This window comes from Arthrobacter sp. ISL-65 (assembly GCF_018613795.1).
In the GTDB taxonomy this organism is placed as follows: Bacteria; Actinomycetota; Actinomycetes; order Actinomycetales; family Micrococcaceae; genus Arthrobacter.
In genome coordinates this window covers 1-14,560 of sequence record NZ_JAGGPN010000024.1, presented here as the reverse complement: position 1 = coordinate 14,560, position 14,560 = coordinate 1, and the positions used below count along the sequence as shown (strand labels likewise).

The following is a 14,560-nucleotide window of genomic DNA, read 5'->3' as shown; positions in this document are numbered from 1 at the left end:
TTGAGACGGCCAGAGCAACACCAGTAACACGGGGCGGGCAAGTTGAGAGCATCCTTATGCATTCCTTGCCCGCCCCCGACCGTTCGGGTGTAAATGCAGGTGAAGGTGCCCTAAGCGCTACACTCCAAATTGTCTCGAAACCGTTGGGATACGAGACGTCTCGCTTGGCAAAACAGCTCCGTCGTGAGGGTATTCAGGTTCTGATGAAAACACGCGACTTACTCCGCGGGTGCCGATTCTCAAATCTATGTCTCGCAACCCCGCCGGATGGCGCTGTACGAACCCTTAGTTTCGAGACACACCGAAGGCAGCTAATCCTCACTGGCGGAGCCCGATGACTAGGAAGCAAAAACGACCGTTTCTGACCTCCATCCGGCAAGCCTCCCAATTTTTGTGACTGTTAGTCGAGAGTGGCGGTGAAGTCGCAGATCTAAATGGCGGTTTCGACTTGGTGCCATGGTCAGCTGCCGGCCGTTTTTCCTGCTTTCGGGAGAGGTCGGTCAACTGCGCGGTAGACGATGGAACGACCGACAGACAACAGCTCGGCTAGCTCAGACATACCGTGTTCGCCCTCGGTGTTCTTCCCGCGCAGCCCGCCCGTGGCGACCCTCATGAGGCAAGATGCCTGCGCCTGGTCAGTTGCGCCATCAAGGGGACGTCGGATCATCCGGGCTGCGTGGCCTCAGGTGCCCGGTACATGCCCGATCGGGTGATCCCGTTTTTCGGGGATCCCGAGGTACTCGGACCGGTGTCGGTAGCGGCGTACGCGAGTGCGGTCTGCTCAACGAAAGCGGCCGTGCGGCTGGTTAGTGTTTTACTGCTGGTCGCGGGGCCAGGCAGCGCGCTCGAGGTTGTTGAAGAACGGGTACCGGACCAGGCGGTGTTCCGGTCAGGCGGAGATGCCGACGGCACGCCCTGGATCCGTTTGTGCTTCTGCATACGCCAGAAGGGCTGCGGTGGTGCGTTCGATGTGTTCCGTCAGGGCTTTGACGGCCCCTTCCGCGTCCCTGGCGACCGCCAGCTCGGCGATGTTCCGGTGCTCGGCAGCGACGTCGCGGTCCAGGTCTCGGGCAATGCCAATGGACCAGTGCTGATACAGCAAGGAACAGTCCCGGAGTTCCGTCGCGATGGACTCGAGCCTCGGGCTTTTGGCTCCCGTCAGGAGCGCACGGTGGAAGGCCTGGTGGGCCGCAGACCAGGCTCCGCCCAGATGCCCCTCATCTGTCGTGTACGTCGTCCCTTGAAGGGTGTGATGGGCGGCAATCACGGCGGATTCCCACTCAAGGCCACCTTGACCGATGGACTCGCGGAGCACAGATGTTTCGATGAGCACGCGCGCGCGGGTCAGGTCCAGCAGGTCGTCCACCGAGAGAGGAGTCACGCAGAAGCCGCGTTGCGGGAGCGCCCGTACCAATCCCTCTCCCGCAAGGCGGGTCATGGCCTCCCGGACCACCGAAAGACTTACGCCGTAGCGAGTCCCGATGCCGGCAAGCCTGAGTTTGCTGCCTGGCAGGAAAGTTCCGCCGAGAAGTTCGGCCCGCAGGGAGGCGTAGACACCTTCGGAATGGGTCTTGGGCTCGGTGGCGGTCATGAGAACACCCTACCCGATTAGGAAAGAAAAACGCCGAAGTTAAATAAAATCGATATTTTCTTGCTATATCGATGAATGGCTGGAAGAGTGTGTTGCAGATCACCCCAAGATCGGCCGCTCGAATCCAGGATGGCAACGCAGCCAGCGGAAACGAGGACTACGGCCACGTCCAGCAGTAACTGCCCTTAGGAGATTCCATGACGGATGTACAAGTTCCTGTCCTCATCGTTGGCGGTGGCGGAGCAGGTTTGACTGCTTCAATGACGCTGTCGAACCTCGGTATCGAGTCGCTTCTGGTGACAGCGTTCCCCAACACTTCGATCCTGCCGAAGGCCCACGTGCTCAACCAGCGCACTATGGAGATCTTCACCGAAGTGGGCGTCGCCCCGGAGATTTACAAGCGCAGCACTCCCGCCAAGAACATGAAGGCAACCGGCTGGTACGCCGGGATCACCGGCGACCACGACGGCTACGGCCGTGAGCTGGGACGCCTTGAGGTCTGGGGCGGCGGCTACACCGACCCGGACTACGTTGCGGCAAGCCCCCGCCGTACCTGCAACCTTCCCCAGATCCGCCTCGAACCGGTCCTGCGGGCTCATGCCGAGTCCCTGAACCCCGGCAACGTCCGCTTCAACCATGAACTCACCGGACTGGTGCAGGACGAGGACGGTGTCGTGGCCACGGTCCACAACAAGGACGACGGCACAGATTTCACGGTCCGCGCCAAGTACCTTTTCGCCGCCGACGGCGGCCGGACGGTCGGCAAGATCCTGGGCGTCGGCATGACCGGACCGCGGGATCTGATGCGCATGGTTACCGTGCACTTCACCGCAGATCTTTCCGCTTACCTTAAGGACGATGAGGTCCTTATTCGCTGGCTGGTCAACCCGGACTTCGGCGGTTCCTGGTCCAGCGGGGTGCTTGTTCCCATGGGTCCGGAAAACTGGGGACCGGCTTCCGAGGAATGGATCGTGCACATGCAGTACGCCACGGATGACCCCGAGGCCATGCAACGGGAGAAGGTCCTGGACCGCCTCAAGGGGACCCTGGGCGTCCCGGACTTCGACCCCCAGATCAACAGCATCAGCCAATGGGTCATGGAAGGTGTCATCTCGGACAAGTTCCGCGAAGGCTCCGTCTTCTTCCTCGGTGACGCAGCGCACCGGCACCCCCCGACCGGCGGGCTGGGACTGAACTCGGCAGTGCATGACGCCTACAACCTGTGCTGGAAGGCAGCGTCGGTACTTCGCGGACAGGCCGGCGATCCGCTGCTGGACACCTACGAGGCAGAGCGCAAGCCGGTGGACCAGAACAACATCAACAACGCCGTAGCCAACGCGATGAACCACTTCGTCATCGACAAGGCCCTGAACCTGTCCCCGGAGAATTCGCCGGAACAGAACTGGGCCGAGGTCCGCCCGCTCTGGGAGGACCTGCCCGAATCCCACAACAAGCGGCACGCCCTGAACAAGGCCATCGGGTCGCAGACCATGGAATTCCGCCACCACAACGTGGAGTTCGGCTACACCTATGACTCCACGGCCATCGTCCATGACGGCAGCCCCGAGTACGTCCCGCTGGACCCGGTACGTCTCTACGAGCCGAGCACCAAGCCAGGCCACCCAATGCCCCACGCCTTCGTCGAACGCGAAGGCGAGCGGATCCCGCTGGGAACCCTGGTCCACGGCGGCCACTTCCTGCTCATCGCCGGAGAAGACGGCGGCGACTGGGTCGAAGCAGCAAACAAGATCGCCGCAGAACACAACCTGCCCATCAAGGCCGCAACCGTGGGCGTCCTGGACAGCGACTACGTCGACGTCCGCGCCTCCTGGCTCAAGCACCGCGAAATCTCGTCCACCGGCGCGGTCCTGGTCCGGCCGGACCGGTACGTAGCCTTCCGTTCCGTTGACGGCGCAACCGACGCCCAAGCCGTTCTAAAGTCCGCGCTCAGCCAGGTGCTGGCCACAGAACTGATGTGACCTTCAGTTCCTGACCGGCTGCGGCACACCGAGCCGACACCACACCCTTTCAAGGAGTTACTTTGCGTATCGCAAACCACAACAACCGGGCTGTTCTGCTGACCTCCGATGAGGCGGCCTTGGACATCCACGCCGCCAGCGAAGGCCGTTTCGGCCCGGAACTGGCACCGCTCTACAACGACTGGGAAGCCTTCACCGCATGGGCGGAGGGCCTGCCCGGTTCCGCCGCCGATATAACAATCGACCGCTCCCGGCTCGGATCCCCGTCACCGGCCCCACGCCAGATTTTCGCGATTGGCCTGAACTACAGCGCGCACGCCAAAGAATCAGGATTCGACGCACCGGACCAGCTGCCCCCGGTCTTCACCAAGTTCGTCAGCGCCCTTACCGGCCCGGACACCACGGTGGTCCTGCCCGAGGGCGGGAACACGGACTGGGAAGTCGAACTTGTGGCCATCATCGGCAAGGAAGCCTCGAATGTCTCCGCGGCCGATGCCTGGGAATACGTGGCCGGTCTCTCCATCGGTCAGGACATCTCCGAACGCGTCTCCCAACTCCGGGGACCGGCCCCGCAGTTCGGGCTGGGCAAATCCTTCCCCGGTTTCGCTCCGGTGGGTCCTTGGCTGGTCACCCCTGACGAGTTCTCCAATCCGGACGACCTGGAGCTTGGGTGCAGCCTTGACGGTGAAGAGCTCCAGAAGGGCCGCACCAGCGAACTGATCTTCTCTGTTCCGGCCCTGATCCAGGGTCTGTCCCAGACGGTGACACTCCTGCCAGGTGACATCATCTTTACCGGCACACCCTCCGGCGTCGGCCTGGGCCGGGATCCCCAGCGGTTCATCCAGCCCGGCGAAACCCTCATTTCCCGGGTCGAAGGCATCGGCGAGATCACGCAGACCTTCGTCGCTGCCGGCAAGTGAACACCCCCTGCTGCCCGGCTCCCGCCGGGCAGCGGGGCCCTTCCCATCAGCGCTAGCCTTATCCATGGATACAAAGGAGTAATCCCATGTCTTTGCACCGTCTGACCCGAGTGGTGATGGGCGTTCCCAACGTCGCAGAAACGGCCGCCTACTATGAGGAGTTCGGCCTGGACCCTCTCGGGGACAATTCGTTTGGAACGCGCGATGGCGGCGAACAACTTAAGGTGGTTTACGCACCGACCCGACGCCTGGTCGAACTCGGCGTGGGGGCCGATAACGACGACGACATCGCCAAAGTGACCGCACAGATGAACCGCCTCGGCATCCCGATTTTTCACAACGGCTCCGAACTCCTCGCCCAGGAACCGATCTCCGGATTCACCGCCCGCGTCCACGTCGCACCGCGCATCGCCCAGGAGAAGACCCCTGCAACTCCCTACAACGGACCCGGCCGGACCGACCGCCTGGGCCGGGCACCCGGCGTCCTACGTGAAACCCGCATCAAACCCCGCAAACTCGGCCACACCGTCATCGGCACCGTCGACCTCGCAGCCACCATGCGGTTCTTCACCGAAGGCATCGGATTCAAAGTCAGCGACTACGTCGGCGACAAGGGCGCGTTCATGCGCTGCTCCGTCGACCACCACAACGTCCTCGCCCTCGCCGCGCCCGTCAACTTCCTCCACCACACCTCCTGGCAGGTCGATGACATCGACGACGTCGGACGGGGCGCGAAAGCCATGCTCGAGAACAACCCAGAACGCCACATCTGGGGCCTCGGGCGACACCACGCCGGGTCCAACTTTTTCTGGTACCTCAAAGACCCAGCCGGAAACTTCTCCGAGTACTACTCAGACATGGACTGCATCCCCGAGGACGAAATCTGGACCCCCGAAACGTTCCAAGGCGCCCAGGGCCTCTTCAGCTGGGGTCCGCCGCCACCGCCGTCATTCCTGGAACCGGACGACCTCGCCGCCCTCATGACCGGAACCCACGCGCCGGCCTCAGCTTAACCGGCCAGACTCGGCCCCAAAACAGTCACCTGCCCTCCGAGTCCGGCCCCACTTACACCAAGCGTTCCTTACCCACCCACGTCGCGAAAGCGGCCGCGCCATCGAAGAAGAAGAGCGCATGAAAAAAGACAGCACGCTTTGCAGGACAGCACCCGGGACAACTCGCACAAGGCGCCAGGATTCACAGCGGAGCTTGGTCCACGCACAGCCGGCCACAAGAAGCAGACCCCTGCTAATGACGAACTGGACGTACCTCTGGCGTGAGGAGTTCGTCGAATTGCGCCGCGCCGGCCGTGTCACGGCCACCGGCTGGGTCGATGACCTCACCGCAGACGGCACCATCATCTGGATTTGCCAAAAGGACGGAAGGGGACGGGTGATGATCCACCGCAACGATAAGTTCGACATCTGGCGCATCGATTCCCGAATCCTTCAGGATCGCGAAGCTCCGCCCACCCGCAAGCTCACCTAACGCAGGCACCCGCAAAATTCCAGTGCCAGCACGGGCCGCCAAACCCATGACAAACATCCAACCGCACCGATCACGAAAACAGATCCCAATCGACTGCGCTGCGGCGCAGCGTCCGCAGGAGATGCCATGTCCACAAATATCGACCGTTCCACCGCACAGCCGCAGGAATTGGAGAAGCCGGATCCCGGAGCCGGGCGGGCCGAACAGGACCCTGAGGAGCTGATGTGTTCCCCTTGGATCGGACTCCACTACCGGACAGAAGAGGGCTAGCCCCTCGAAGGTGAGCTTGTCGCCGAGCTCAGGCACGCAGCATGACTGGAAGGAAGCCTGATGTGTATCAACAATGACGTCGCTGACGCAGGTTCAACCGCCGATAATAAGTCCCGGCCTGGCGGGCACAGCAGGACACTGCTGCCATTTCCTGCCCCACCGGGGAACCGTCAAACCAATCTTGCGCCTGGTTCGAGCCCCGTCGCACCAGCGACTGAAGCACCCGGGTGCCTCGGTCCGGGGGCCTTGTCAGGTGACCTTTCATCCGCAAATTTTTTCAGCCCATGCCGTAGGTGTTCACATGCTGATACCTGAGGTCCTGATTAGCGGCCGAAGCACTCGCCAGGCTTCGCGGCAATCCGCTATTGGAATGGGAGCGGCTGCGCGGCTCCGAAGCGGACGTGTATCTGGGCTGTGAATTCGTTCGAGGGGAACAGTTGAAGCAGTCACTGAAGACGGGCACGTCCTCCGGCTGGCCGCTGAAGCCCAATTCGGCCGAACGCTGATCGACTAAGCCCAAGGATATGAATTCTGGCTTGCTCCGGGTCATCTACGGGCCAAAGTGGCCTGAAACCCTCCAGAGCGCACTGAGTACGTCACCGTTCCCGGCCGAGCGGTGTCCCAGAATTTTTCGGGAACACAACGAAGGAAATGCGATGTCCAAACTCAAATTCAATGCCGCCACCGCCCTGACCGAAGTACTTCGGGACGGCATGACGCTTGCCGTCGGAGGCTTCGGCTTGAGCGGCATTCCCGCGGACCTGATCGAGGCCGTACGAGATTCCGGCGTGAAGGACCTGACCGTCGTGTCCAACAACATGGGCGTCGACGGCAAGGGCCTGGGCATCCTGATCGACGCCGGCCAGGTCCGCAAGGTCATCGCCTCCTACGTCGGCGAAAACAAGCTGTTCGCCGACCAGTACCTCGCCGGTGACCTGGAAGTGGAGTTCACTCCGCAGGGAACCCTGGCCGAACGGCTGCGCGCCGGCGGCGCCGGCATCCCCGCTTTCTACACCAAAACCGGGGTGGGCACACTGGTCGCCGAAGGCAAGCCGCACGAGGTGTTCGACGGCGAAACGTACGTCCGGGAGCGCGCCATCGTCGCCGACGTCGCCCTCGTCCACGCCCACACCGCCGATACCGATGGCAACCTGATCTACCGCTACACAGCCCGGAACTTCAATCCCGTGGTTGCCACCGCCGGCAAGCTAACCATCGCGGAGGCCGAGGTGATCGTGGAACCGGGCCGTCTGGACCCCAACCACATCGTCACCCCGGGCGTCTTTGTGCAGCGACTCGTGCAGGCCACGGGCCGGTTCAAGGACATTGAGCAGCGCACCGTCCGGCATCGCAGCGAACTTCTCAACGCCGGCGCTGTGGCCGTCTGAGGCCCACACACTTACGAAGGAGAACCCCCATGGCCTGGACCAGGGATGAAATGGCTGCAATCGCGGCCGAAGAACTCAATGACGGCGACTACGTGAACCTGGGCATCGGCATCCCCACGCTGGTGGCCAACAACCTGCCCGACGGCGTGCGCGTGGTCCTGCAAAGCGAAAACGGGCTGCTGGGCATGGGGCCGTTCCCGTTCGAGGGCGAGGAGGACGCGGACCTCATTAACGCCGGCAAGCAGACCGTGACCGTGCTGCCCGGGGGCAGCATCTTCGACTCCGCCACCTCGTTCGGCATGATTCGCGGCGGACACGTCAAAGTCGCGATCCTGGGCTCGATGCAGGTGTCCGGCAACGGGGACCTGGCCAACTGGACCATCCCCGGAAAGATGGTCAAGGGCATGGGCGGGGCCATGGACCTGGTGGCCGGCACACCACGCGTCGTGGTCCTCACCGAACACAATGCCAAGGACGGCACCGCCAAGATCGTCCGCGAATGCACCCTGCCACTCACTGGCCTGAACTGCGTGGACCGGATCATCAGTGACCTCGCGGTTTTTGACCTGGTAAAGAGCGACAACGGCCGCCGGCGGCTCACCCTCACCCGGCTGGCCCCAGGCACGACCCTCGCCGAAATCCATGACAAGACCGAAGCGGAATTTGATATATCCCTGATCCCACCGGGCCGCACCCACGTGGACGTCCGCGACGTAACCAGCGCCCCCATTACTACGGACCTTGGGCTGGATGCTCAGTCCCCAAGAGCTGCTGAGGCGGTACAGGCATGAGTGTTTTGATAGCGGGCTACGCCCGGACCCCGTTCTCCAGGTTCAATGGACGCTTCGCATCAGTACCCGCAACCGAACTGGGCGCACATGCGATCGTCGCGGCACTCAGTCGCGCCGGAGTGCAGGCGACAGACGTGCAGTATGTTTTCGCCGGACAGGTTCTCCAAGCTGGAGCTGGCCAAAACCCGGCCCGACAGTCATCGGTGACAGCCGGCATCCCGTTGTGCGTCCCGGCCATAACCCTAAATGCAGTGTGCCTGTCCGGCATGGAAGCAGTGGTCTCAGCTGCCCGCATGATTTCCAGCGGCGAGGCAGACGTAGTCGTGGCCCTGGGACAGGAATCGATGTCCCTGGCGCCTCACGTTTTCCCGGCACGCGCAGGGAACAAATACGGTTCCATCCAGGCGCTGGACACGCTCGAGTACGACGGGCTGACAGACGCATTCGAACAGCGCTCGATGGGTTTGTCCACGGAGGAGGGAAACAGTGACTACGCCCTGGACAGGCCAAGTCAGGACGCCTGGGCTGCAGCATCCCACCAAAGAGCCGAAACCCACGCGGCCTTCCTCGCTGAGGAAATTGAGCCGTACAAACTGGTCTCGCGTAAGGGCACCACACTCGTCACCGATGATGACGGAGTGCGTCCGGGAACCACGGAAGAGCCCCTTTCTTCCCTTCGCCCGGCCTTTGGCGGGGGAGGCACCATCACTGCCGGGAACTCATCCCAAATAACGGACGGTGCCGCTGCCCTCGTACTGGTCAGTGATTCCGCAGCCAGGCAACTGAACCTGAAGCCCCTCGCCGTCATCGAATCACATGCTTTCGTAGCCGGGCCCGACGTTCGTCTGCACGACCAGCCAGCCAATGCAATCATGGCTGCGCTCACGCAGATCAAGGCAGAACTTGAGGATCTCTCCGCCGTCGAAATCAATGAAGCCTTCGCAGCCGTGGCCATCCGATCGGTTCAGAAGCTGGGTATCAGTCCCGACATCGTCAATACTCGCGGGGGCGCCGTCGCACTCGGCCATCCCATCGGGGCTTCAGGTGCCCGAATTGTCGGCACGCTGGCGCGGCAGTTGGCCGAGCTAGGACCAGGACAACTGGGAGCTGCCGGCATATGTGGGGGCGGCGGACAAGGATCAGCCGTCATCCTCAGAGCGATCTAGGACAATCAGCGGGACTGAAGACAGATGAATCCCGAGTTGAAGGACAAGAAGCACCCAACAGCGCCACCCCTGTCGGACGGACGAAGTAGGCCCAGGCGGATAGTCCAGATCAAATACGACCGTTATCGAATTCGCGTCGTCCAAGCCTGCTCGGAGATGGGTTTTGACTTAATTCCGCCAGAATCGAGGCCGCGTCGGTGTGAGTTGCAGAGCTAGATGGCTTGTGTTTTCAACCTCTGTTTGGTCTTACTGAGGCGCCTGCCGAGGTCCTCCGGAGCCAGCCTCGGGGCGGTTCCGCTGTACGCGTGGCGGAGGAGTTCCTGAAGGTCGTCCACGGTGACTTTGCGTGGGTTGGAGATCGGGATGGCGGGCAGGATCAGCCGGGCGGCTTCGGGGATGTTTTCTTCGGCCAGTCCGTAGTCTTTCAGGGCCTTGGGGGCGTCGAGGGTTTTCCGCAGGGCGTGCAGCCCGTCCAGCGCCCGGGCTGAGCCGAATGCGGCGGCGATCCTGCTCTCGGCGCCCGCCGCGTAGGGGGCGTTGTATGCGAGTACGTGCGGCAGGATGATGGCGTGGGTCTGGGCGTGGGGGAGGTTGTAGGCCCCGCCGAGGACGTGGCAGATCTTGTGGTGCATTCCGGATCCGGCCGAGGCGAACGCCACCGCGGCCAGATACGCCCCGTAAAGTGCCTGTTCACGCCCGGACGGTTCCACAGGGTGGGCCTTGATGGCCGGCAGTGCCAGGTTCAGTGCGCGGATACCTTCGGCAGCGAGGGCGGCGTTGATCGGGTCGGCGCGCGGGCCCCACAGTGAATCGACGCAGTGCGCCAGGGCGTTGAGCCCGGAAGCCACCGACAGTTCCACCGGCAGGCCCAGGCTGAGCCCGGCATCGTAGATGACCGTTACGGGCAGGACGGCGTCATCGACGCCCGTGGTCTTCCGGGACGCCTCCGTCAATCCCCACACGTTGGTCGCTTCGGAGCCGGCATAGGTTGTCGGGATGGCGATGATCGGCAGGCGCGTCGTCAGCGCGATTGCCTTGGCCAGGCCCGTGGTTGACCCGCCGCCCGCGCAGACGAGCAGGTCGATTCGGTTCTCCGAGGCGGCTGCCCTGGCCTTTTCGGCCTTTTTCACGGGTACGTGCGGGGCCACGTCATCGTAATGGAGGGCAACGCTGATGCTGTCCGTGACGGCCGCCAAGCGCCTCGCCTCCGAGGCTGAAGAGATGACCATGACCCTCTTCGCGCCCAGCCTGGCCACCTCAGCGGCCAGGTTCGCCCCGGCCCTGCCGGTGCCGAACAGCACCCGCTGGCCCAGGGTGGTGTGCTCAAAATTCAGACCCATGACTGGAACTCCCCGCTCGTAGCAATGACACGGCCGAGTATAGGCCGGACCTGCCGGCCAGGCCCGGACCTGGCGCGTGCCCAGCGTCACAGTTGACTGTTCAACTAAACTACGTCAAGATAGATGCAAATGCATGTACCGGAGGGATCTTCCCGCCGTATCTCTAGGAGGAAAAAATGTCTGTTGAACTCACCCCCGGCACCTGGAACCTTGACCTGGCCCACACCGAAATCGGCTTCGTCGTCCGCCATGCCGGCATCAGCAAGGTCCGCGGCCAGTTCACCGAGGCTGACGCCACGCTCGTCATCGGTGATGGCGTCGACTCGTCCTCGGTCAGCGCGACCATCAACACCGCATCCTTCGACTCCAACGACGACAACCGGGACGCCCACGTGAAGGGCGCCGACTTCTTCAACGTCGAGCAGTTCCCCAAGATGACCTTCCGCTCCTCCGGAGCCCGGGGCTCGGCCGGGCAGTTCAAACTCGCCGGCGAATTCACCATCAAGGACACCACCCTGCCGGTGGAATTCGACGTCGAATTCGGCGGCGCTGCCGTCGATCCCTTCGGTGCCACCCGCGCCGGGTTCTCCGCCACGACCGTCATCTCCCGCAAGCAGTTCGGCATCACCTGGAACGCGGCACTGGAAGCCGGCGGCGTCCTTGTCGGCGACAAGGTCACCATCAACGTCGACGCAGCCTTCGTCCTCTCCGCCAACTAAAGGCCCCCAAGACCCGGCCGCCCGCGCGTTGGCCGCGCGGGCGGCCGGAACCACCGCCGTACTTTGTAAAAGACGGGGCGGGAATATCGCTTAAAGTAGGTGCATTTGCATGCATACCGGCCGCCGGAAGGGTCGACCGGGACACCAACAGAACCCGGAGGAAACATCATGACCGCACACACTTCCGGTCTGCACCACGTCACCGCGATCGCCGGGGACCCGCAGGCCAACATCGATTTCTACATTCAGGGCCTCGGGCTGCGGCTGGTGAAGAAGACCGTGAACTTTGACGCCCCGTCGGCCTACCACCTGTACTACGGGGATGAGGCAGGCCGGCCCGGTTCGCTGATGACGTTCTTCCCCTGGGGCAAGGTGGCCCCGGGCCGGATCGGCGCCGGGCAGTCCACCACCACCGCTTTCTCTGTCCCCGCCGGAACCCTGGGCTGGTGGCAAAACCACTTCAACGCCCTGGGCGTGAACTCCACCATTTCCCGCGTCTCCGCCGACGAGGAGCGCCTTTCACTCCGGGACCCCGACGGACTGCAGCTTGACCTGGTCGCCTCCTCAACTACCGACCCCCGTGACCCGTGGGATTCGGCGTCCGTCCCGGCCGACTACGCCGTCCGCGGCCAGCACTCCTCGGTGCTGACCGTCAAAAACCCCGAACGCACCCTGCGCGTGCTGACCGAGGACCTGGGCCTGCGCATCACCGGCGAGACCGCTGACCGGACCCGGCTGGAAGCCGGAGCCGGCGGCGCCGGCAACATCGTCGACGTCGTCGCTGACCCGAGGGGACCCTCCGGCCTGGTCGCCGGCGGCACCGTCCACCACATCGCCTTCCGGGTCCCGGACACCGCCACCCAGGAGCTCTGGCGCCAGGACCTGGCCGAACGCGGCTACGCCGTGACCGAGATCCTGGACCGGCAGTATTTCACCTCCATCTACTTCCGTGAACCCGGCGGGGTCCTGTTCGAAATCGCCACCGACACCCCCGGCTTCGACATCGACGAACCCCTGCTGGAACTCGGCCGGTCCCTGAAACTTCCGCCATGGATGGAACCCTCCCGCGAAGCGATCGAGGGCTCCATGGCCCGCATCCAGCTTCCGGGCGAAAACAACCCCGCCCTGGCCGCACGCTAGGACCCCCGGACATGACCACAACCAACCTCGAGGTCACCACCTGGCCGCACCTCTACACCCCCGGACGGGAGGATGCCCCCGTGCTGCTCATGCTGCACGGGACCGCCAGCAACGAACGCGACATCGCCACCCTGGCCGGCGCCCTGGACCCGGACGCCGGAATCCTCGCCCCCCGCGGCCGGGTTCAGGAACACGGCATGCTCCGCTGGTTCCGCCGGCACGCCGAAGGAGTCTTCGACGTCGAAGACATCATCGACCGCTCCCGAGAGCTGGCCGGCTTCATCGACGCCGGGCGCCAACATCGCCCTCGCCACGGCCCTGCTGCACCCCGAAGCCCTGGACCGGGTGATCGCGTTCTCCGGCATGTATCCCCTGGGGGAGCGCACCGGCGCCACAGCCCTGACGGGCAGCCGCATCCTTGCCCTCAACGGCGATACGGACCCCATGGCCCCGCTGGCCAGCGTCACCAGGCTCATGGCCGAACTCACCCGCCAGGGAGCAACCGTGGAGCAGGTACTGCGCCCCGGCGGGCACGGCATCGAACCCCACGACCTCGACGCAGCCCGTAACTGGCTCAGCCGCAACCGATAGCCCCCGTTGCCCCGAAGACCGTGTTGTTGAAAGGATCATCCTGGTCCCGCCGGTCCTAAACCAGAGGCAGGCGGAACCAAGATGCTGCACCGGCCATCGGTGCGGTGCCGATACAGGCGCAGTGCCGTACTGACGTGCAGCGTCCTATTAAGGAGTTTCATGGTTGGCTCGTTTTTCCTGGACAAATCCGATCCCGGCAGCTGGAGAGCCCTCAATGGGCTGGCTCTGAAGGTCGCCGCGGCGGCCGAAGCCGCGGGCCTGAGCCGTGCCGTTGTGGAGCTGCTCAATGTCCGGGTTTCCCAGCTGAACGGGTGCGCGTACTGCCTGGACCTCCACGACCGGGTCGCCCGGGAAGCCGGGGCCAGCGCCCAGCAACTGGCCGTGCTGCCCGCCTGGCGTGAGACGGCCGTCTTCAGCGAGACCGAACGCGCGGCCCTTGCCGTCGGTGAGGCCGCCACCGCCCTGCACGACGACCCCAAGTTCCTCGCCGAACTCGCCGCGGCCCGGGCCGTGCTGACCGAGGCGCAGTACTCGGCCCTGCAGTGGTGCGCGATCGCGATGAACGCCTTCAACCGCGTCTCCATCCTCAGCGGCCACCCCGTCCGCCCCCGGCCCGAAGCCGGCGGCACCAGTGACAGGACGTCGGCCGCGTCCCACGTGTCTGCAGATGCCATGCCATGAGCAACCTCGAGGCCGTCCCCGAAGAGATCATCTGCACCGAGGGCGCCCGCACCAACGGGGTTGAGTTCCTGACCCCGCGGGAAGTTCCGCTCGGCGGCCCGCGCGCCATGCCCGTGCGGCGCACCCTTCCCCAGAAACAGCGGAGCCTCATCGGCGCCTGGTGCTTCCTGGACCACTACGGCCCGGACCTCGTCCCGGACTCGGGCGGCATGCGGGTCCCGCGCCACCCCCACACCGGTCTAGCTACGGTGAGCTGGCTGTTCACCGGCAAGATCGCGCACCGCGACTCCGCCGGTTACGAGGCAATCGTCCGCCCCGGGGAGGTCAACCTCATGATCGCCGGGCGGGGGATTTCCCACCAGGAATTCTCCACGCCTGACACCGGCATCCTGCACGGGGCCCAGCTCTGGTATGCCCTACCCGACACCGCCAGGAACATGGCCCCAACCTTTGAGCACTACGCCCCGGAACCTGTCCCGGGCGACGGCACCGAACTGCG

16 protein-coding genes are annotated in these 14,560 nt (G+C 64.1%); 13 read left to right on the top strand and 3 right to left on the bottom strand.

Annotated features, from left to right (window positions below; translation table 11 throughout):
• Window positions 1-889: 889 nt before the first annotated feature.
• A complete protein-coding gene (locus J7I85_RS11060; RefSeq protein ID WP_214851804.1) occupies window positions 890-1,591 on the bottom strand; it encodes a GntR family transcriptional regulator in 702 nt (233 codons plus the stop codon).
• A gap of 197 nt (window positions 1,592-1,788) precedes the next feature.
• Here J7I85_RS11060 and J7I85_RS11055 point away from each other — a divergent pair, with 197 nt between their 5' ends.
• From J7I85_RS11055 to J7I85_RS11020, 8 genes are all read left to right on the top strand, one after another.
• Entirely contained in the window at window positions 1,789-3,570 is a 1,782-nt protein-coding gene (locus J7I85_RS11055) for an FAD-dependent monooxygenase (protein ID WP_214851803.1), read from the top strand.
• Window positions 3,571-3,632: 62 nt separating this feature from the next.
• A complete protein-coding gene (locus J7I85_RS11050; RefSeq protein ID WP_214851802.1) occupies window positions 3,633-4,490 on the top strand; it encodes a fumarylacetoacetate hydrolase family protein in 858 nt (285 codons plus the stop codon).
• An 86-nt stretch (window positions 4,491-4,576) separates the two neighbouring features.
• Window positions 4,577-5,503 (top strand): VOC family protein, encoded by a 927-nt coding sequence (locus J7I85_RS11045; protein WP_214851801.1) that lies wholly within the window; start codon window positions 4,577-4,579, stop codon window positions 5,501-5,503.
• Between the two features lie 235 nt (window positions 5,504-5,738).
• Window positions 5,739-5,975 carry a hypothetical protein gene (locus tag J7I85_RS11040; RefSeq protein ID WP_214851800.1) on the top strand — a complete coding sequence of 79 codons (237 nt, stop codon included), beginning with the start codon at window positions 5,739-5,741 and terminating at the stop codon, window positions 5,973-5,975.
• 126 nt (window positions 5,976-6,101) lie between these two features.
• On the top strand, window positions 6,102-6,245 hold the full coding sequence (locus tag J7I85_RS11035; RefSeq protein WP_214851798.1) for a hypothetical protein: 144 nt from the start codon (window positions 6,102-6,104) through the stop codon (window positions 6,243-6,245).
• Between the two features lie 656 nt (window positions 6,246-6,901).
• Window positions 6,902-7,633 (top strand): CoA transferase subunit A, encoded by a 732-nt coding sequence (locus J7I85_RS11030; protein ID WP_214851796.1) that lies wholly within the window; start codon window positions 6,902-6,904, stop codon window positions 7,631-7,633.
• A gap of 29 nt (window positions 7,634-7,662) precedes the next feature.
• A complete protein-coding gene (locus J7I85_RS11025) occupies window positions 7,663-8,424 on the top strand; it encodes a CoA transferase subunit B (RefSeq protein WP_251024237.1) in 762 nt (253 codons plus the stop codon).
• Complete coding sequence (locus J7I85_RS11020; protein ID WP_214851794.1) at window positions 8,421-9,590, top strand: acetyl-CoA C-acyltransferase; 1,170 nt, start codon at window positions 8,421-8,423, stop codon at window positions 9,588-9,590. Before J7I85_RS11025 ends, J7I85_RS11020 begins: the two co-directional genes overlap by 4 nt.
• A gap of 212 nt (window positions 9,591-9,802) precedes the next feature.
• Here J7I85_RS11020 and J7I85_RS11015 read toward each other — a convergent pair whose 3' ends face one another.
• Entirely contained in the window at window positions 9,803-10,930 is a 1,128-nt protein-coding gene (locus tag J7I85_RS11015; RefSeq protein WP_214851787.1) for a maleylacetate reductase, read from the bottom strand.
• Window positions 10,931-11,106: 176 nt separating this feature from the next.
• Between J7I85_RS11015 and J7I85_RS11010 the strand changes: the two genes are divergently transcribed.
• Both J7I85_RS11010 and J7I85_RS11005 read left to right on the top strand, forming a co-directional pair.
• Window positions 11,107-11,649 carry a YceI family protein gene (locus J7I85_RS11010; RefSeq protein ID WP_214851785.1) on the top strand — a complete coding sequence of 181 codons (543 nt, stop codon included), beginning with the start codon at window positions 11,107-11,109 and terminating at the stop codon, window positions 11,647-11,649.
• A 168-nt stretch (window positions 11,650-11,817) separates the two neighbouring features.
• The gene (locus J7I85_RS11005; RefSeq protein ID WP_214851783.1) at window positions 11,818-12,789 is read left to right on the top strand and encodes a ring-cleaving dioxygenase; all 972 of its coding nucleotides are present in this window, start codon (window positions 11,818-11,820) and stop codon (window positions 12,787-12,789) included.
• Here J7I85_RS11005 and J7I85_RS25010 read toward each other — a convergent pair.
• Window positions 12,786-13,091 (bottom strand): hypothetical protein, encoded by a 306-nt coding sequence (locus tag J7I85_RS25010; RefSeq protein WP_251024239.1) that lies wholly within the window; start codon window positions 13,089-13,091, stop codon window positions 12,786-12,788. The genes J7I85_RS11005 and J7I85_RS25010 overlap by 4 nt on opposite strands.
• Window positions 13,092-13,134: 43 nt before the next feature.
• Between J7I85_RS25010 and J7I85_RS25005 the strand changes: the two genes are divergently transcribed.
• The 3 genes from J7I85_RS25005 to J7I85_RS10990 all read left to right on the top strand — a co-directional run.
• Window positions 13,135-13,380 carry a hypothetical protein gene (locus J7I85_RS25005; protein WP_308159451.1) on the top strand — a complete coding sequence of 82 codons (246 nt, stop codon included), beginning with the start codon at window positions 13,135-13,137 and terminating at the stop codon, window positions 13,378-13,380.
• Window positions 13,381-13,539: 159 nt separating this feature from the next.
• Window positions 13,540-14,061, top strand: coding sequence for a carboxymuconolactone decarboxylase family protein (locus J7I85_RS10995; protein WP_214851781.1), 522 nt, complete (start codon window positions 13,540-13,542; stop codon window positions 14,059-14,061).
• Window positions 14,058-14,560, top strand: a 503-nt coding sequence (locus J7I85_RS10990) for a pirin family protein (protein ID WP_214851778.1), incomplete at its 3' end; no start/stop codon positions are given. The genes J7I85_RS10995 and J7I85_RS10990, both read left to right, overlap by 4 nt.